Here is a 17,404-nt window from a genome sequence, read left to right as displayed (position 1 = left end):
ACGCGCATTTATCCAAAGTAAAAGGCCCCACTTGGGGCCTTTATTATTTATATATACAGATTGAAAAATTTCAGGCTTATAAACCCTGCTCTTTTGTCAGTGCCAATTTATATTCGGCAATATTAGCATTGAGCATTTTCATAAGCTCTTTATTTTCTTTCAGGACGGGGCTGGCAATCGCAAGTTTGAGGGCAGACTCTGCTTGTTTAATTGCTTCCTTATAAGCACCTTCACGCGCCAATGCTTCACCGTAATCAGCGGTTATTGTCACAGAGTTTGGTGCTTGCTTATGAGCTTGCTCCAATGCGCGCCGGGCATTCGAGTGCTGCCCAAGCTCAAGGTATGTACGGCCAAGCATATCCAGCAACTCAGCGTTATTCTCATAGCGCTGAGTTAGAAATTCAAGGTCTTCTAGCGCATTATTAAACTGCCCAAGCTGCATATTGGCCGAAGCCCTATTCTTAAAAGCTGATGTATAGTCTGCGTTCAGCTTGATCACCCGGTTAAAAGCTTCGACAGCTTTTGCAGGGTCCCCAGCCCTAAGAGCCGCGACACCTTCAATATTACTGGCAAGCGCACTGTCTGGCATAATATCCCGCAACTGCGCCGCAGTTTGTATTGCGCCGTCATAGTCGCCTTGTTCCAGCTCCATTCTGGCAACAGCTTCATACTGAATTTCCAGCGGTATTACACCCTTTGGCAAGGCCGCCATTTTTGCAAACGCCTCATCAATATTACCGGCCTCATAATCAGCAAGAGCTTCATTAAATTTCAAGTTGGCCAGTAATTTTTCGTAACGGTCAGGCTCGTTTTCTTTCAGGGCCTCAGGTAGCTTTTTCGCCGCTTCTTCAAAATATTTCTGGGCCTCTGCCGGTTTTCCGATGGCGTTTGCCACAACACCCGCCTGAGCAAATCCGGAGCCGTCTTTTTCGCCTTCCTGCAACAAGGGGGACAAAAGCGCCAATGCCATTTCAGGGAAGCCAACATGGCGAAGGCTATCCGCAGCCATAATTCTGATCATGCGGTCATTCGGGCGCGATTTCAGATATATTTGCAAATAATCAGCAGCATAACCATACTTCTTAAGGCTGTACTCCACCATACCATACAGTTTTGCCGCAGATGGATTAGTCCGCAGTAAATTACCTGCCCTTAAAAGGGTTTCTTCTGCCCCTGCCCAATCACCTTTTTCTGCCTGAAAATAGGCGATGTAAAATTTGACCATTGAATTATTTGGCGCAATAAGGGCGACCTTATCCAGCAGTTCTTGGGCATCTTTATTCCTACCTGCATCCAGATAGGCACCGATCAGCTCTATCTTCGAGTATGTATATTCGTCGTCAATCTCGAGTGACTTCTCAAAATGCTCAACCGAATCATCAATCTCCCCCTCTAGGCGGGAAACATTGCCAAGGACAAAATCAGGGATAGGTGTATCAGGATTCTTTGACAAGGCTTCTTTAGCTTCTGCTCTGGCCTTTTCAAGGTTGCGCTCATTAAACTCGAGCAAGGCAAGTGCTGTATTCACCCGAAAACTGTCTGGCGCAATCTCCGCCGCAAAACCGTAAAACCGACGAGCATCATCTGGCTTATGTTCAGCAAAAGCGATCTGCCCTTGCATTAACAAAGCGTCCAGCGCATCAGGCCCCGTCATGGCAACAATCTGAAGTTCTTCTTTTGCGTCTTTAAGCCGGCCTTGAAGTAAATAAGAAGAGGCCATTTTTGTTGCGGTAAAACTACGCAGACCCCCTACGCTACGTGCCTTTTCAACGGCTACCTGAGCCCCGGCACCATTCAGAGCAGCAATATATATATCTGCAAGAACCAGGAAATCATCAACGCCCGCCATTTGAAGCTGTTCTCTTGCCCGAATGACTTTAACAGCTTTAGCCTGCTTACCTGCTTCAACAAGCTTTACCAAGGCCGCTTTGTCGTAAGATTCCAAATCCCCCAGCGAATCATCAGAGGAATTATTACCGCCGCAAGATGCCAAAAAAAAGCATAATGGAATTAAAAACCACTTACTGGTCAACTGCACTGCGCCACCTTGCCTATTGAAATAAAATATTTATACTTATTGTACTTAAGCCAAAAATGCTGACTAAAATGATCTATATATTTTACTTTAGACTATGAATATATAAATTTAAATAAATTTTATAGAACTTCTCTATTTTTTGGTGTATTACTTTAAAAAATTTATTGCTTTTATGTAAAGGGCATAGTGATGAAGAAATATTTAGCGCCTGTACTTAAGTTTGCTGCCGCAGCATCTTTAGCTGTAGCTTTTGTGTCTAACTCAGCTTCTGCTGGTTATATAATTGGCCATATCAATGCAGAAGAGTCTCTGAGTGACACTGTTGAGCTTGGCACAGAATTGACACTGAATGCCTGTGGTTCAGGTCTGGCAACCAGCCTCAACCTCGACGCGGTTAGCTACGACAGCTACTACGATGTTTGTGGCGGTATCAATAACCTTGCTAACTTCACATTTAACTGGACTGTATATTTTGACAGTAACAACAATGGCACTCTTGACAACATAGAACGGTATGTTCTGCCCAAGATTGTTTATACTGTCGCAGGTGTTGCCATTTCCACAGTAGAAACAGGCATAAGCAACTATATCTCTACAGTTGGTACATATTTTGTGGGCCTGAACGTGACTGTGAACCCTGATTCTACAGAATTGTTCCTGTATGATGGCAATAGTGGTTTCATTGAAGGCGGCGCGAACTATAACTCAGATTCAACTCCTGATCTGTTCTCACTGACAGTAACCCCTTCTTCTGTTCCAGAACCTGCTGCAGCCTTCCTGCTGTTACCTGGCTTGATATTCATGGCGCGCCGGCAACAGCGCCGCCGTGCAACCGCCCGCAGTGCAGCATAAATAGCATAACGTGCTTTGAATATTTAAAGCCCCGCTTTACGCGGGGCTTTTTATTTGGCTAGATGACATTAACTTTTATAAAATTGCTTTTCTATTTTGTTTTCCGGCACAGGGAAAATAGCTGTTGCAGCTCCAAACAGCCTCAAAAGTTGCTCTCCATATGCAGGCTCTAGTGCCAACACTTTTGTAAGCGCATCAGCAACTGCACACGATGTAGCCCTAATCACTATATTCTGATTACCCCACTCTTCGGGGCTCACCACAAGCCCTTGCTGCAAATCAACAAGTTTACTCATACCAAAATACGGCCCAAATCCGGCTATTGCACTGTCTATAAGCGGAATTGGTATAATAGCTGGTTCTATATCAGAGCACAGCCCCGCCAACTGGGGCGATGATGACTGTGCAAATTCAATCCGCCATTCACTACCGCCATACGCCTTGATACAGCCCCCTATATCTACAAGGCCAGCACCAACGCCTGATTCCATCAATGATCTTACCATTACATCCGCTGCATACCCTTTTATGAAGCCTCCAAAAGAAAGAGAGAGTCGCTTACGCAGTAAAACATGGCCTGCACGAGAGAGGTCTATATCTGTCCAGTGCGCGTTGCCGCATGTACTGGCCGCAGCAACGTCAAATATACCATCTGTATGGTAGGCAATATCGTTAGCAAGCAACAACATGGCTCTCAAGTCCGCCGATACAGGGATATAACGCCCAAAGCCACTAGAGCATAAAGCCATAAGCTCACTATTTGCACTGTCTCGTGAGATAATTGCCTCTAGGGAAGATGCCGCCTCAAATGCGGTTCTAACGGCCCTATCAAGGCATTCTCGTGATTTACCAACAACAACCACTTGGGCAATACGCCCCAAAAGTGCCTACTTTTTTGTTACTTGAATGCAATTACAAGCCATCAATATCCCCTTATGTGAATCGTCTTTCAATGACTTTATTAATAATGATTATTAATATCAATTAATTTATCAAAAAACATTGTTCTCACGGTTAGAAGGAATCACTCGATAGATGGTTGCTGTGACGGTAAGCTATTCATGGTTCGTATAATGGGGGCCTATTATGGCAAATAAAACACTCGTAATCGGTAACAAAAACTATTCCAGTTGGTCGCTCAGAGGCTGGCTAGCGCTGCGCCACAGCGGCCTTGAATTTAAAGAGATTAAGCTGCAACTGGACACCCCGTCCTTTCACCGCGAAATCAAGAAGTATAACCCTGCCGGTAAAGTACCAACACTGCTGGATGGTAACATCCGGGTATGGGATTCTATTGCAATCATAGATTACTGCGCGGTTGTCGCACCAGATAAATTCTGGTGGCCAAAAGATATGAAAAGCTTGGCGCTTGCCCGCAGTATCACCGCCGAAATGCACAGCGGCTTTCCGCATGTACGAAACCACTTGCCTATGAATATGCGCCTGAATTGGCATGGTACATTTGGTGATAAAGTTCAGGCAGACATTGACCGCATTGATGCCATTTGGTCTGAATGTCGAGCCGCATCACATACAAAAGGAGATTTCCTTTTTGGCGGCTTTTCTGCAGCAGATATGATGTATGCTCCGGTTGTTAGCCGGTTTCTTACCTATAATGTACAGCTTGGCACTACGGCAAAAGCCTATGTAGATGCTGTACGACAGCATCCCTACATGAAGGAATGGTACAGTGAAGCTGCACAAGAAAAAGACATTGTACCGATGGATGAAATCGACCCGGGCGCTAAGCAGCTAGGCTAAGCCCCGCTGCCTAGCTAACCGCTTCTTTTAACGCCGAGAATAGCTCTAGTGCCTCGGGCGCATCCCATTTTAAAGGCCCCAGGTATTTGGCCAAGACCTGTCCATCCTCATCGATAATAAGGCTGGTAGGCAGTGCACCACCCGCCAAATCCGCAGCAATCTTCATCGTTGGTTCAGCGTATAGGTTCAGCCCCTCGATACCCCATTCAGCCAGTGTTTCACGAATCTCTGCAATGCCGCCGCGGTCAACGGAAATAGCCACCACTTCAAAACGATCGTCACCGAGCTGCCGTTGGAGATTTGCAAGCTCTTTCATCTCAGACCGGCACGGCGCGCACCAGCTTGCCCAAAGGTTCAAGAGAATAACCTTGCCTTTCATCTCTGAAAGTCTGATCGGGCTACCATCTGCCTGCATGATCATGTGATCTGAAATCATGGTCTTTTCATCTGGAACAGACAGATTTGCCATTTCGCCTTTTAAATATGGCTGAATAACGCTATCAAGCGTTGCCGGGGCAATAACCAGCCGATAAGCTGCAGCCCCGAGAAGAAGAATAACAAGTGCAGGTACGATAAGAGCCTTTTTAGGCATTCCTGTCTCCAGATGGATAAGATGATGAATAGCCAAGACAATAGTGATAGCAAGCCGAAAGGCAAGCAAAGCCCGGATCAACTTTCCGCGACTGCGGCAAAAAACCACACATCTGGCGCAGGCCAAAGCATGTGGGGTGGCCGCTTTGGTGGTGGGCCGTCTGCCATCATGCAGGAAATTAACGCTTCTATTGATTTTGACAAACGCCTGTACCGTGAAGATATCGCTGGTTCAACAGCGCATTCTGAAATGCTGGCGGCACAGGGTATTATCAGCGTGGCTGATAAAGATGCCATTCACAAAGGCCTGACGCAGGTGCAGCGCGAAATTGAAGCTGGGCAGATGGTTTTTGACCCAGCTCTTGAAGACATTCATATGCATGTAGAATCACGTCTGCGCGAACTGGCGGGTGACGCCGGTGCCCGGCTTCACACAGGCCGGTCTCGTAATGATCAGGTCGCAACAGATTTTCGCCTGTGGTGCCGCACAGCCATTGACCAGTTAGATGCAGCTTATAAAGCACTATTAACTGCAATAGTTGACCAGGCTGACACGCACGCAGGCGCCGTTATGCCGGGCTTTACACACTTGCAAACAGCGCAGCCCGTAACCCTTGGTCACCACCTGATGGCATACTATGAAATGTTTACACGTGACAGGGCGCGCCTCAGCGATTGCCGCAAACGGCTGAATGAAAATCCCCTTGGTGCAGCCGCCCTGGCGGGCACCAGTTTCCCAATAGACCGGCACCAGACATCAGACCTTTTAGGTTTTGATAAACCCATGGCAAACTCACTTGACGCTGTATCTGCGCGGGATTTTGCCATGGAGTTCCTGTCTGTCATGTCGATCGGTGCAGTGCACCTGTCGCGTCTTGCTGACGAAATTGTGCTATGGGCAACCTCTGCATTCCGGTTTCTTGAGCTTTCTGACGGCTTCTCAACTGGATCGTCCATTATGCCGCAAAAACGTAATCCTGATGCAGCCGAGTTGGTACGCGCCAAAGTTGGGCGTATTACAGGTAGCATGACCGGCCTTATGATGGTGATGAAGGGGTTGCCTCTTGCCTACTCAAAAGACATGCAGGAAGATAAAGAACCTGTTTTTCAAGCCGTAGATGATTTTGCCCTGTGCCTCGCTGCCATGACCGGCATGATGATCGACCTGAAGCCTAACACCAAAAATATGGCTGCTGCTGCAGGATTAGGCTTTTCTACAGCGACAGACCTGGCTGACTGGCTGGTACGTGTTCTTGGTCTACCTTTCCGTGATGCCCACCATATAACAGGGGCAGTGGTGAAGGCTGCTGAAACCAAGGGTGTTGATCTATCTGACCTGCCCCTTAAAGACATGCAGGCTATTGAACCACGCATAACGGCAGACATTTTCACTGTACTCACAGTTGAGGCTTCTGTTAGCAGCAGAACTTCTTTTGGTGGCACAGCCCCTGAGAATGTGAAAAAAGCAGTAGGCGCAGCGCGGGAGACACTGAAATGAAAAAGCTATTTCTAGCCCTGCTCATTGCGGCAACAACTTTTTCAGTTTCGGCATGCGGTAAAAAGGGCGATGTTAACCCACCCCCAAGCCAGACTACAGAATAGTAAACAAGAGTAAACTTTATGGATCACTTCCACTATAAAAACAGTGAGCTTTCTTGCGAAGACGTGGCTGTTAGCGACATTGTAGCCTCTGTTGGCACCCCTGTTTATATTTATTCAACAGCAACGATTGTTAGACATTACCGGGTGTTTGCTGATGCGTTTAAAGGCCTTGATGCCCTTGTATGTTTTGCTGTGAAAGCAAACAGCAATCAGGCAGTGCTGGCAACCCTTGCCCGCGAAGGTGCTGGTGCTGATGTGGTAAGCGAAGGTGAATTACTGCGCGCCCTGAAGGCAGGAATCCCCGCTGACAAAATTGTATTCTCTGGCGTAGGTAAAACACCGCGTGAAATGGCGCTTGGCCTAAAGGCTGGCATCAAGCAGTTTAACATAGAGAGCGAAGCAGAGCTTGAAGCCCTTAACACAGTTGCAGGCGAAATGGGCCTTGTGGCACCTGTTTCTGTTCGGGTAAACCCGGATGTTGATGCCAAAACGCATGCTAAAATTTCCACCGGTAAATCTGAGAACAAGTTTGGCATTCCGTGGAACCGGGCACACAGCATTTATGCCCGCATCAAAGCCCTGCCCCATGTTAACGGCAAAGGCATTGATGTTCATATTGGATCACAGCTTACTGAACTGGAGCCCTTTAAACTTGCGTTTACTAAAGTTGTGGAGCTGGTAAAGGAATTGCGCGCTAAAGGCCACGACATCACGCACATTGATTTAGGTGGCGGCCTTGGTATTCCATACGAATTGGGTAAAGAAGCCCCACCGTCACCTGATGCTTACGGTAAGATGGCACGCGAGGTACTCGCTGGTATTGACTGTAGCCTGATCTTTGAACCGGGGCGATTGATTGTTGGAAACGCTGGTATTCTGGTAAGCGAAATGGTGTATGAAAAAACCAGTGGCAACAAAGGGTTTTATATTATTGATGCTGCCATGAATGACCTGATACGCCCCGCCATGTACGACGCCTACCACGATATTATTCCGGTTAGCCTTGCTGAGACACAAGATAAAGTTTCAGTCGACTTTGTTGGCCCTATCTGTGAATCAAGCGATGTTTTTGCAAAAGACCGACTAACAGCACCCCTGAAAGCCGGTGACCTGATCGCTATAAAATCAGCTGGGGCTTACGGCGCTGTCATGTCTGGCACCTACAACACAAGACCCCTGATCGCGGAAGTAATGGTGAATGGTAGCGACTATGCCGTTGTTAGAAAACGCCAATCTCTAGAGGAACTTTTATCACTGGATAGCGTACCAGATTGGCTTACAGACTAGGCTGTCTGATCGCTCTTTTCTATTACTTTGGATTTTTTCAAAGCGTCACTCACAGCAGTTAGAAGCTGCTCCAGATTAAACGGCTTTGCAAGCAAGCCTTCAATCAGTAAAGACAGGTTATGCGCTCGCTGGCGCTCGTCGGCATAGCCTGTCATGAGAAGTATCGGTACATGGGGCCGAGTGGCACGCACTTTCAGCGCCAAGGAGATGCCATCCATCATCGGCATAGCAATATCACTTAAAAGCAGATCAAAGTGATGCTCGTTCATAATGCTAACGGCTTCTGCACCGTCGCAAGCCGTCAAAATACTGTAGCCATGCATGGTTAACGCGCGACTGACAAAATCACGAACTGATTCTTCATCCTCTACAACCAGAATACGCGCCACAAAATTTCCTTCTTATGGGTACGTTTTGCCTGTCATTCCTCATGCACGGCCCATTTTGCCTATAAAAGGTAGCTCCCGGTACCTATAAGCAATATCCATTCCATATCCGATCACAAAAATGTCAGGGCATTCAAAACCAATAAAATCAGGTTTTACTTTAGTTTTTCGGCCACCGCTTTTGTCCAGAAGAACAACGCTAGTGATAGATGCAGCCCCTAGTTTTTTGTAATGCTCATATGCAAATGAAAGCGTTTTTCCATCATCAAAAATATCATCAATCAATAAAACATCACGGCCTTCAACCGGCAGATTAGACGCGGCCAGCAGCTTAACAGTGCTGGTTTTTTGGTCTTTCTCAAGCTGGATAAAATCCATCTCCATAACGCAGCCCCGGCTAGACATAGCCCGAACCAGATCTGCCGCGAACATCATGGCACCATTCATTAAAACTTGTGCGACCGGCTCTTCATCAAACCAGCGCGTTAGCCGCAACGCCAAGTCTTCAACCTTTTCTATAATATCATCCGCTGTAAAAACAGGTTCAATACCGTGGTGGGCATCACCTGCCTGATTCCAGTTGAAAAAATGATCCATATTAAGGGTACTCACCACTTGTGCCTGAACGTGATCCATCAATTACGGAAACAGCAACATTGGCAATGCCAACGGGAACATCCCGCATACTGGTAAAATAAGCCCTGCCTTTACTGCGAATGATAAGCCCCACAGGGTCCACCACCCATTCATCCAGAACAGCGCCGTCATTATCCACAATCTGAACAAGCACCTGTGGAACATTAGCCCCAGTAATGCCCAGATTTTCTACATAGCCCTGCACCATCAGCTTTTCTTCACCGTCAACAAGCTCAATTTTCGTGCGGGTATTATCAAGTTTGGCTGAGATATATACCTCAGCCTCCGTCAGGGGCGGTGTTACCTTCTCACCCTCTTCCGGCATGTATAAATCTTTTTCATCCATGCTACCAAAAAACGTGTAGAGCGGCTCAATCCCAGGGAACTTATAGAGCATGCGCTCTTTTTCAAAAACCAGAACATAGAATGTAATAAGCCAGAACAGCAAAAGGGCAATCCAGCCACCCATAATCAATTTATGCTGACGATCCGCTGATTCTCTGGCATTTTGTCGACGCTGATCCGCACGGCGCTTGGCCAAAAAGTCATCACCGTAATCTTCATCATCCTCATCAACTTCCGGGTCATCACTTGGCTCATCCATATCTCGAGCAAAATCATCGCCCATGTGCGCGCGCACAGCAGCACTCACACCAAAGTCATCATCAGAGCTTAGTGGCGGGCCAGAGGAACTGCCGTCCTCGTCAAAAATGTCATCCTCTACTGGCGGTGCGCTTATGGCAGGTTTGTCTACAACCCCCTTCACTGTACGGCGCAGTGCTGCGGTTTCTTCAGCAGTTTTTGCATCTAAAGTGCCATCAAAGTTTTGAACTGGCGCAGGCTTTGGTTTTGGGGGCGGTGTAGTTTTTACAATAGCCGCGGCAACCGCTACCTGTTGTTTTGCAACGACAACGGGGTCTGCGTGCCAGCTATGTGAACATTTGGCACAGCGAACCTTGCGCCCACCCGGAGGTAATGCACCGGTAGGAATTTTAAATTTTGCGTCACATGCCGGACAAGCAAGGATCATAAATTCGCCTAAACTGTCAGTGGTTCCCCCAACACTCTGGAAGAACTTCATTTTTCATCTTATGCAAGTCTATATGATTCCTACTAAAAAATACAAGCATGAGCTTCATATGAAGCTGGGACTAGACGATTTATCTGCCGTATGCAATTGTGGGCACAACAAGTCAGGAGCTTCCATGATTAGTTTTGAGAATGTCGGCATGCGCTATGGAATGGGCAATGAAGTGCTGACGGATGTTAACTTTTCCCTTGACCGGGGATCCTTCCATTTTTTGGTAGGACCGTCCGGAGCAGGCAAAACTACACTCCTGAAATTGCTATATTTAACACACCGCCCTTCACGTGGTTTGGTAAACTTTTTTGGTAAAGATCTCGTCTCATTAGAACGCGGCGCGCTGCCCCGCATTAGGCGCCGGATTGGTGTTGTGTTTCAGGATTACAGACTCCTTGACCATATGACCGCCTTTGAAAATGTTGCCTTGCCACTACGCATTCAGGGTGCCAAACGCGCCCAAATTGCTGATCATGTTGAAGAGCTTTTATGCTGGGTAGGCCTGGAAGGCCGCATGCATGCTCGCCCTGCTACACTATCAGGCGGCGAAAAACAAAGGGTTGCCATCGCCCGTGCCATTATTAACAAGCCTGACCTTCTAGTCGCAGATGAGCCAACGGGTAATGTTGATTCTGAAATGTCACGACGATTAATGCACCTGTTTGTAGCGCTGAACAAAGAAGGTACAACAACAATTGTTGCGACCCACGACGAAGGTTTGGTGCGAGCGGTTGGCGCCCCCGTGCTTCGACTCGACAAGGGCACCCTTACGCATGAACCGGGCGGCAAGCCTGTTGACCCCGGGGCCTGATTATGTGGAATCGCACCTTACAGTTTTTACCCGAACAAAACCTGCGGGAAGGCCTTTTACCTTGGGTTATTGGCGTTATGTTGTTTCTTTGCACCCTATCGCTCGCGGGCGCTCTTGCCATTGGTAATGGCCTTGAAGAATGGAGCAAAAGCCTGACATCCAGCCTAACTGTTCAAATAGTTGTGGAAGATACAAAAGAGCGGAATGCTCAGACTGATTCTGCTCTCACGCTAATACGGGCAACACCGGGCATCGAATCAGCCGAAGTCATGGCAAATGCCGAAGTCATGGCGCTCTTGTCACCGTGGCTTGGGGACATGCCCATTGATAGTGGCTTGCCTGTACCAACTCTTATCGAAATACGCCTTGCTGAAAACGCCAATGTTAACACCGCTGCCCTTGCAGAGCGCCTGAAGGCAACAGCCCCCGGTGCCCAACTTGATGACCATCAGGAATGGATGTCACAAATTCTCGATCTGGCCTCTGTTATCCAGCTTTTGCTTTCTGGTGTGGTTATCATGGTGCTTCTTTCAACTGTAGCGATCGTTATTTTTGGCTGTAGGGCCGGCCTTGCAACGCACCGTGATATAATAGAAATAATGCATTTTCTAGGCGCGGAAGACAAGATGATCGCACGCGCCTTTGATATACGATATATGGCACACGGCCTTAAAGGTGGCTTCGTTGGGGTGCTGCTTGCTGCGGGGTCACTGTGGCTATTGTCTGCGATGGCTGAAAAAATGGGCCAAGGCCTGATCACTGCCAGCATGCCAGAAATTACCAGCCTGCTATGGCTGATTATATTACCGCTAGGTGCTTCATGCCTCACCATGATGACAGCGCGGCTTACTGTTCGCCGTGCGCTTCTGGACATGATGTAGAGGCACCCGTGGCAAAAAAAATAAAAAAACCAATACTGCGCATAACCTCACAAATTGGCCTTTACCTGCTGATTGCATGGGTATTAGGCTTTGGCTTTTTTATGACACAGTTACCTGACATAGTACCTGAAGATGGTTTATCGGCAGATGCTATTGTTGTTTTAACGGGTGGTGCTGGTAGGCTGGAAACCGGAGCCCGTCTTATGGAAAAGCGTGCTGCAAAACGAATGCTGATAAGCGGTGTACACCCTGATGTAACCTTGAATGAACTGCCTGCTATTTCTGGTGTTAGCCCTGATATTTTTGCCTGCTGCGTAGACCTTGATTACATTGCTGACAGCACCTTTAATAATGCCCGTGAAGCCGCTGTGTGGGCGCGGCAAAACGACTATAAAAAGCTTGTGATCGTCACCTCTGATTATCATATGCCCAGAAGCATGTCTGTGTTTCGTCGGGCAATGCCGGAAATGGATATGGTCGCCTTTCCGGTTAAAACAAAAACATCACCGCTCGGCATTGCCAAAGAATACACAAAATATCTGATAACACTTATGACCGAAATAGTCGGATTTTAAAAGAACAGGAGCGACTCGTGCTAAATCAATTTCGTCTGATCATTGGTGTTTTGGTGGTTGCAGTTCTCGTATACTGCGGGCTTTGGTATACAGCTGCCTTTCAGGCCGAAAAAGATGTAACACGCATGCTCGCAACATGGCGTGACCAAGGTATTTTCATTCAGCATGGCAGCGTCAAACATGGTGGCTTCCCCTACCGGATAACGGTAACAGTTGATAGCCCCACCATTGCAACAAGAACCAAAGGGCTTACTGTATCTGCATCAAGCATAGAGTTAATAAGCCACCTGTGGACTCCCAATCACTGGCTTGCAGAAACAGTTGGTTTAAAAGTGCGCGCCGCACAGGATAATTTTGATATTACAGCAGATACACTGCTGGCTAGTTACCGCCTGCATAACGACGGTAAGGCGGTTGTGGCGTTTGACAGTACGGCAGCAAGTGGCCTGATCGTAAACCAGTTTCTTGGCAGAGAAATAAAAACGGTAAAAGACTGGTCTCTGTTTTTACGTTTTAGTACTGAGGCTCAAAATACTGATGATGATGGTGGCCTTTACGGTGCCCGTATACTGGACTTTAAGGCCGGTGCAGAATGGCAAATAACTGAAGACACACTGGAAAAAAGAGGGGATGCCGCCCTCATGATAGAAGCTGGCGTTAACGGGCCAGCCCTTGATGATTGGTCGAAGGATCAGCTGACCGCATGGGCCTCTGAAGGTGGCCTTATGGAGATCAGCCGTTTTGAATATACCGCAGCAGGCGCAAGAGTAACAGGTAATGCAAGCTTGACACTGGATAGCAATTTCAAGCCCCTAGGCAGCGCCAGCGTAAAAATTACAAACACAGAAAACCTGAACAGCACCCTGGCTGCGCTTGGCATTACCCCTCTTGAGGGCGCCCCGGCAAACAGCGAGCTAAGCCTAATGGCCCAGAACGGTGAACTGATTGCAGACACAACTGTTGTTGCAACCTTGAAACCCGTCATTCAATAACGCTAAACTAACGGTGCCATCAATCCTTGTGCGGCCGGCCAAAGTCAGCTTTTGCATCATCTTGCCCCGCATCAATAATTTTGCGGCGAATCTCGCGGGTACGGGTGAAAAGCTTATAGAGGGCATCACCGTCTTCCCAGCGTATGGCGCGCTGAAGCGCCGTTAAGTCTTCACTAAAGCGGCCCAGCATTTCCAGAACAGCGTCTTTGTTGTTCAGGAAAACATCGCGCCACATTGTAGGGTCAGACGCTGCAATCCTTGTAAAATCACGGAAACCGCCTGCCGAGTATTTAATAACCTCAGAGCTTGTTACCTCTTCAAGGTCAGAAGCTGTACCCACAATGTTATAAGCAATAAGGTGCGGCACATGAGAGGTAATAGCCAACACCAGATCATGGTGCTCTGCTTCCATAATCTCGATCTTGCTACCAAACTTTTCCCACAGGGCCGTTAACGCTTTTAGGGCGACTTTATCGCAGTCTTCAGGGGGCGTTAAAATGCACCAGCGGTCCTCAAACAGGCTTGCAAAACCTGCAGATGGCCCCGACTGTTCTGTGCCCGCAACCGGATGACCCGGTATCAAATGCACGCCCTCTGGCATAAAGGGTTTAAGCGCCTTGAAAACACTAGCCTTAACAGAGCCAACATCAGTTACAATCGCACCCGTCTTTAGCGCTGGCGCCATCATCTCGCCGATAGCTGCCATTGCCCCAACCGGCACTGCCAGTATAACCAAATCGCTATTTGTGACCGCTTTTACCAGATCAATCTGGTAAATATCTGCAAGCCTCAGGGCTTTAGCCTCGGCAAGTACATCTTTATCCTTATCACAAAGCACAAGTGTCGCGGTTGCTGCACAGCGTTGAATAGCGCGCGCAACAGACGAACCAATAAGTCCTGCACCTATGATAGTGATCTGACCAAACTGAACCGACATGTATCTACTTTCCCAGAAACTCTTTAATCAGTGCTAACACACCTTTTGTCTGTTCTTCTGTGCCAATGGAAATGCGCAGATGATCAGGCAGAAAAGATAATGCCCGCACGATGTAACCATTTTCCAGCAAAAACGCATTACATGCCTCAGCACAAAGATTGCCAGATGGAAACTCAACCAGCACAAAGTTCGTCTGACTTTCCACCACACCAAGGCCAAGCGCCTTCAATTCTGCTGTCAGCCAGTCACGCCATTTGGCATTGAAGGCAACAGATGCCGCCAAATGCGCCTGATCTTCTACAGCAGCTATCGCTGCAGGATGACCGGGCACACACACATTAAACGGCATTCGAATGCGGTTCAGCACATCAATAACCGCGTCAGGGCCATAAGCCCAACCGATACGCAAGCCTGCAAGCGCATACATTTTCGAGAACGTGCGTGTCATGATCACATTTTCATGCTTTTCAACCAGCGTTTCCCCAGCACTGTAATCGTCTGCGGTTGCGCATTCACCGTACGCTGCATCAAGTACCAGCAACACATTTTCTGGCAGGCCTGCATGCAAGCGCTCAATCTCGCCCCACGGAACATAAGCCCCCGTTGGGTTATTTGGGTTATCAATAAAAACAAGTTTGGTTTTTGGGGTTACCGCGGCCAGAATACCGTCAACATCTGCTGCCCAGTTCTTATTGGGAACAGATACACCAGTTGCCCCGGCCGCCCGCGTTTGAATGGGGTACACAGAGAAACCGTAATCACTGAAAATAACTTCATCACCCGGGCCAGCAAAGGTGTGGATCAATAATGTCAGAATTTCATCTGATCCGGTGCCACAGATAATTTTTTCAGCGTCAATACTGTGAACACGGGCAATAGCCGCACGCAGATCAACCGAGTTAGCATCGGGGTAGCGCAGCAGTTGCTCTGTCGTGGCCTGGAAAGCTGTAAGCGCATGAGGGCTTGGCCCAAACGCTGATTCGTTAGATGATAGCTTTACCGGGTTGTCGATACCTTCAACTTTTGACTGGCCGGGCACATACGGTGCCATTTCCAAAACCCAGTCGTGTGCCTTAGGGGCTGCCATTATATTCTCCGCACAAACAGTAGTAAAATAGGCCATAGAACTAGACGCACGGCACAATAAACGCAAAGGAAAGTTGCAAGAACGTTGACAATATCACCAAGTGGGGCTTTTCTGTGCCACCGTTATGGTTAGGAGACACGAGTGCAAGGCCGCGAAGGACATACAGCAACCCTGTTTAGAAAGGACCCGCTCAAGCTTGATAGCGGTGCCACCCTTTCCCCTGTCAATGTGGGATATGAAACATACGGTAGCCTTAATGCAGACAGGTCCAATGCGATTATTATTTGCCATGCCCTGACGGGCGACCAGTATGTTGCAAGTACGCATCCTATTACCGGTAAGGAAGGTTGGTGGTCACGCCTTGTTGGCCCCGGCAAGCTGTATGATACAGACAAATATTTTATCATTTGCAGCAATGTTCTTGGCAGCTGCCTTGGCACAACAGGCCCGTGGGAAGAAAATCCCGCGACAGGTAAGCCATGGGGCATTGATTTCCCGGTTATAACGATCCGCGATATGGTGCGGGTACAAGCGGCCCTGCTGGACCATCTGGGTGTCGAAACCTTGCTCATGGCTGTTGGTGGCTCCATGGGGGGAATGCAGATTTTGGAATGGCTTTGTACATTCCCTGAACGCGTGCACAGCGCCGTTATACTGGCAGCAGCAGCCCGCCATACAGCGCAAAATATTGCCTTCCATGAGGTTGGTAGGCAAGCCGTAATGGCTGACCCAAACTGGCACGAAGGCCGCTATTATGACAAAGCAGCAAAGCCCGACAAAGGCCTTGCCGTTGCCCGCATGACAGCACACATCACCTACCTGTCAGAAAACGCCCTAACAGAAAAGTTTGGCCGCAACCTGCAATCACGTGAAGCGATCAGTTTTGGCTTTGAAGCAGACTTTCAGGTTGAAAGCTACTTGCGGCATCAGGGGTCTACATTTGTTGACCGGTTTGATGCCAATAGTTACCTTTATATAACACGGGCTATGGATTATCTGGATATTGCAGACCGTCACGGTGGTCGCCTATCTGATGCCTTTAAAAAGGCGGCTCATGTAAGATGCTGTGTGATCAGTTTTTCAACAGACTGGCTATACCCGACTAGTGAGAATAAAGCCGTTGCCCATGCCCTGAATGCTGCAGGCGTGCCTGTTAGTTTTGCGGAAATTGATTCGCCCTACGGCCATGATGCCTTTTTGCTCGATGTGCCACAGATGGACCATATGCTAACAGGCTTTTTAAGTACTGCCGCGAAAACACGAGGGTTAAAATAATGGCAACTATTGACCAACGGCCCGACCTGAAACTGATTGCAGACCTCATTACGCCCGGTAGTCGCGTCTTGGATATTGGCTGTGATGACGGCACCCTTTTGGCTTATCTTGTTGATAAAAAAGAGGTGGATGGCAGGGGCATGGACTTACGCCAAGAAGGTGTGAACCAGTGTGTCGCAAAAGGCCTGTTTGTTATTCAAGGCGATGCTGACCATGATCTGGCAGAATATCCTGATAACAGCTTTGATTATGTGGTTCTGTCAAAAACACTGCAAGCCATGTACCAGCCCCGCGAAGTGTTGCTCAACCTTCTGCGCATTGGCAAACAAGCTATTATCACTATTCCAAACTTTGGCCAGTGGAGAGTGCGTCTAAGCCTGATGCGACGGGGCAGAATGCCTGTTACCAAATCGCTTGATAAAACATGGTATAACACCAGTAATATCCATTTCTGCACCATTTTAGACCTGTTTGATCTTGTAGAGCAGGAAAGCATTACCGTGCGGGATTTTGTTCCCTTCAAAGCAGATGGCACTCGGCTGCATATGGGCCGCGCGCGGGCGAACCTGTTGGCTGATCAGGCCCTATTTCTGCTAGAGAAGTAATACGCAC

At 48.1% G+C, this 17,404-nt stretch carries 19 protein-coding genes; 11 read left to right on the top strand and 8 right to left on the bottom strand.

Going from position 1 to position 17,404, the window contains the following annotated elements:
• Nucleotides 1-76: 76 nt before the first annotated feature.
• The gene (locus ICL80_RS04125) at nucleotides 77-2,038 is read right to left on the bottom strand and encodes a tetratricopeptide repeat protein (RefSeq protein WP_194214850.1); all 1,962 of its coding nucleotides are present in this window, start codon (nucleotides 2,036-2,038) and stop codon (nucleotides 77-79) included.
• 189 nt (nucleotides 2,039-2,227) lie between these two features.
• Here ICL80_RS04125 and ICL80_RS04120 point away from each other — a divergent pair, with 189 nt between their 5' ends.
• A complete protein-coding gene (locus tag ICL80_RS04120) occupies nucleotides 2,228-2,890 on the top strand; it encodes a hypothetical protein (protein WP_194214849.1) in 663 nt (220 codons plus the stop codon).
• Nucleotides 2,891-2,958: 68 nt separating this feature from the next.
• Here ICL80_RS04120 and ICL80_RS04115 read toward each other — a convergent pair whose 3' ends face one another.
• Complete coding sequence (locus tag ICL80_RS04115; protein WP_194214848.1) at nucleotides 2,959-3,771, bottom strand: FAD:protein FMN transferase; 813 nt, start codon at nucleotides 3,769-3,771, stop codon at nucleotides 2,959-2,961.
• Between the two features lie 205 nt (nucleotides 3,772-3,976).
• Between ICL80_RS04115 and ICL80_RS04110 the strand changes: the two genes are divergently transcribed.
• On the top strand, nucleotides 3,977-4,651 hold the full coding sequence (locus ICL80_RS04110) for a glutathione S-transferase family protein (protein WP_194214847.1): 675 nt from the start codon (nucleotides 3,977-3,979) through the stop codon (nucleotides 4,649-4,651).
• Between the two features lie 10 nt (nucleotides 4,652-4,661).
• Here the strand turns inward: ICL80_RS04110 and ICL80_RS04105 are convergent, their stop codons facing one another.
• A complete protein-coding gene (locus ICL80_RS04105) occupies nucleotides 4,662-5,243 on the bottom strand; it encodes a TlpA disulfide reductase family protein (protein ID WP_194214846.1) in 582 nt (193 codons plus the stop codon).
• Nucleotides 5,244-5,267: 24 nt separating this feature from the next.
• On the opposite strand from ICL80_RS04105, the gene argH reads away from it, so the two are divergent.
• From argH to lysA, 3 genes are read left to right on the top strand one after another with little or no spacing between them, the layout of a single operon-like run.
• Nucleotides 5,268-6,740 (top strand): argininosuccinate lyase, encoded by a 1,473-nt coding sequence (argH, locus tag ICL80_RS04100; protein WP_194215760.1) that lies wholly within the window; start codon nucleotides 5,268-5,270, stop codon nucleotides 6,738-6,740.
• Nucleotides 6,737-6,844: an LPS translocon maturation chaperone LptM gene (gene lptM / locus ICL80_RS18120; protein ID WP_228073806.1), complete on the top strand. Its 108-nt coding sequence runs from the start codon at nucleotides 6,737-6,739 to the stop codon at nucleotides 6,842-6,844. The genes argH and lptM overlap by 4 nt, the downstream gene beginning before the upstream one ends.
• A gap of 18 nt (nucleotides 6,845-6,862) precedes the next feature.
• Nucleotides 6,863-8,131, top strand: a complete 1,269-nt coding sequence (lysA, locus tag ICL80_RS04095) for a diaminopimelate decarboxylase (protein ID WP_194214845.1) — start codon at nucleotides 6,863-6,865, stop codon at nucleotides 8,129-8,131.
• Here the strand turns inward: lysA and ICL80_RS04090 are convergent.
• The 3 genes from ICL80_RS04090 to ICL80_RS04080 are packed head-to-tail and all read right to left on the bottom strand — an operon-like array spanning nucleotide 8,128 to nucleotide 10,234.
• Nucleotides 8,128-8,520: a response regulator gene (locus ICL80_RS04090; RefSeq protein WP_194214844.1), complete on the bottom strand. Its 393-nt coding sequence runs from the start codon at nucleotides 8,518-8,520 to the stop codon at nucleotides 8,128-8,130. The genes lysA and ICL80_RS04090 overlap by 4 nt on opposite strands.
• A 39-nt stretch (nucleotides 8,521-8,559) precedes the next feature.
• A complete protein-coding gene (locus tag ICL80_RS04085) occupies nucleotides 8,560-9,114 on the bottom strand; it encodes a phosphoribosyltransferase (RefSeq protein ID WP_228073805.1) in 555 nt (184 codons plus the stop codon).
• A gap of 1 nt (nucleotide 9,115) precedes the next feature.
• Nucleotides 9,116-10,234, bottom strand: coding sequence for a zinc-ribbon domain-containing protein (locus ICL80_RS04080; RefSeq protein WP_194214842.1), 1,119 nt, complete (start codon nucleotides 10,232-10,234; stop codon nucleotides 9,116-9,118).
• A 124-nt stretch (nucleotides 10,235-10,358) separates the two neighbouring features.
• On the opposite strand from ICL80_RS04080, the gene ftsE reads away from it, so the two are divergent.
• The 4 genes from ftsE to ICL80_RS04060 are packed head-to-tail and all read left to right on the top strand — an operon-like array spanning nucleotide 10,359 to nucleotide 13,493.
• Complete coding sequence (ftsE, locus tag ICL80_RS04075) at nucleotides 10,359-11,045, top strand: cell division ATP-binding protein FtsE (RefSeq protein WP_194214841.1); 687 nt, start codon at nucleotides 10,359-10,361, stop codon at nucleotides 11,043-11,045.
• A gap of 2 nt (nucleotides 11,046-11,047) precedes the next feature.
• Nucleotides 11,048-11,926 (top strand): cell division protein FtsX, encoded by an 879-nt coding sequence (locus ICL80_RS04070; protein WP_194214840.1) that lies wholly within the window; start codon nucleotides 11,048-11,050, stop codon nucleotides 11,924-11,926.
• A gap of 8 nt (nucleotides 11,927-11,934) precedes the next feature.
• Nucleotides 11,935-12,501 (top strand): YdcF family protein, encoded by a 567-nt coding sequence (locus tag ICL80_RS04065; RefSeq protein ID WP_194214839.1) that lies wholly within the window; start codon nucleotides 11,935-11,937, stop codon nucleotides 12,499-12,501.
• Nucleotides 12,502-12,518: 17 nt separating this feature from the next.
• On the top strand, nucleotides 12,519-13,493 hold the full coding sequence (locus ICL80_RS04060) for a DUF2125 domain-containing protein (protein ID WP_194214838.1): 975 nt from the start codon (nucleotides 12,519-12,521) through the stop codon (nucleotides 13,491-13,493).
• Nucleotides 13,494-13,512: 19 nt separating this feature from the next.
• Here ICL80_RS04060 and ICL80_RS04055 read toward each other — a convergent pair whose 3' ends face one another.
• Nucleotides 13,513-14,430, bottom strand: a complete 918-nt coding sequence (locus tag ICL80_RS04055; RefSeq protein WP_194214837.1) for a prephenate/arogenate dehydrogenase family protein — start codon at nucleotides 14,428-14,430, stop codon at nucleotides 13,513-13,515.
• A gap of 4 nt (nucleotides 14,431-14,434) precedes the next feature.
• A complete protein-coding gene (gene hisC, locus ICL80_RS04050; RefSeq protein WP_194214836.1) occupies nucleotides 14,435-15,517 on the bottom strand; it encodes a histidinol-phosphate transaminase in 1,083 nt (360 codons plus the stop codon).
• Between the two features lie 141 nt (nucleotides 15,518-15,658).
• Between hisC and metX the strand changes: the two genes are divergently transcribed.
• Together metX and metW are read left to right on the top strand one after the other, a co-directional pair.
• Entirely contained in the window at nucleotides 15,659-16,792 is a 1,134-nt protein-coding gene (metX, locus tag ICL80_RS04045; RefSeq protein ID WP_194214835.1) for a homoserine O-acetyltransferase MetX, read from the top strand.
• Complete coding sequence (gene metW, locus ICL80_RS04040) at nucleotides 16,792-17,397, top strand: methionine biosynthesis protein MetW (protein WP_194214834.1); 606 nt, start codon at nucleotides 16,792-16,794, stop codon at nucleotides 17,395-17,397. The genes metX and metW overlap by 1 nt, the downstream gene beginning before the upstream one ends.
• The last annotated feature ends 7 nt before the right edge of the window (nucleotides 17,398-17,404 follow it).

This window comes from Kordiimonas pumila (assembly GCF_015240255.1).
Lineage (GTDB): Bacteria > Pseudomonadota > Alphaproteobacteria > Sphingomonadales > Kordiimonadaceae > Kordiimonas > Kordiimonas pumila.
Note: the sequence above shows the minus strand (reverse complement) of the source record. Positions and strands in the feature narration are given on the sequence as shown.

Coding starts and splice junctions, on each gene's coding strand:
- ICL80_RS04120 (WP_194214849.1), top strand. CDS start 2,228: ATGAAGAAATATTTAGCGCCTGTACTTAAGTTTGCTGCCGCAGCATCT.
- ICL80_RS04110 (WP_194214847.1), top strand. CDS start 3,977: ATGGCAAATAAAACACTCGTAATCGGTAACAAAAACTATTCCAGTTGG.
- ICL80_RS04105 (WP_194214846.1), bottom strand. CDS start 5,243: ATGCCTAAAAAGGCTCTTATCGTACCTGCACTTGTTATTCTTCTTCTC.
- argH (WP_194215760.1), top strand. CDS start 5,268: ATGAATAGCCAAGACAATAGTGATAGCAAGCCGAAAGGCAAGCAAAGC.
- lptM (WP_228073806.1), top strand. CDS start 6,737: ATGAAAAAGCTATTTCTAGCCCTGCTCATTGCGGCAACAACTTTTTCA.
- lysA (WP_194214845.1), top strand. CDS start 6,863: ATGGATCACTTCCACTATAAAAACAGTGAGCTTTCTTGCGAAGACGTG.
- ICL80_RS04085 (WP_228073805.1), bottom strand. CDS start 9,114: ATGGATCATTTTTTCAACTGGAATCAGGCAGGTGATGCCCACCACGGT.
- ICL80_RS04080 (WP_194214842.1), bottom strand. CDS start 10,234: ATGAAGTTCTTCCAGAGTGTTGGGGGAACCACTGACAGTTTAGGCGAA.
- ftsE (WP_194214841.1), top strand. CDS start 10,359: ATGATTAGTTTTGAGAATGTCGGCATGCGCTATGGAATGGGCAATGAA.
- ICL80_RS04070 (WP_194214840.1), top strand. CDS start 11,048: ATGTGGAATCGCACCTTACAGTTTTTACCCGAACAAAACCTGCGGGAA.
- ICL80_RS04055 (WP_194214837.1), bottom strand. CDS start 14,430: ATGTCGGTTCAGTTTGGTCAGATCACTATCATAGGTGCAGGACTTATT.
- hisC (WP_194214836.1), bottom strand. CDS start 15,517: ATGGCAGCCCCTAAGGCACACGACTGGGTTTTGGAAATGGCACCGTAT.
- metW (WP_194214834.1), top strand. CDS start 16,792: ATGGCAACTATTGACCAACGGCCCGACCTGAAACTGATTGCAGACCTC.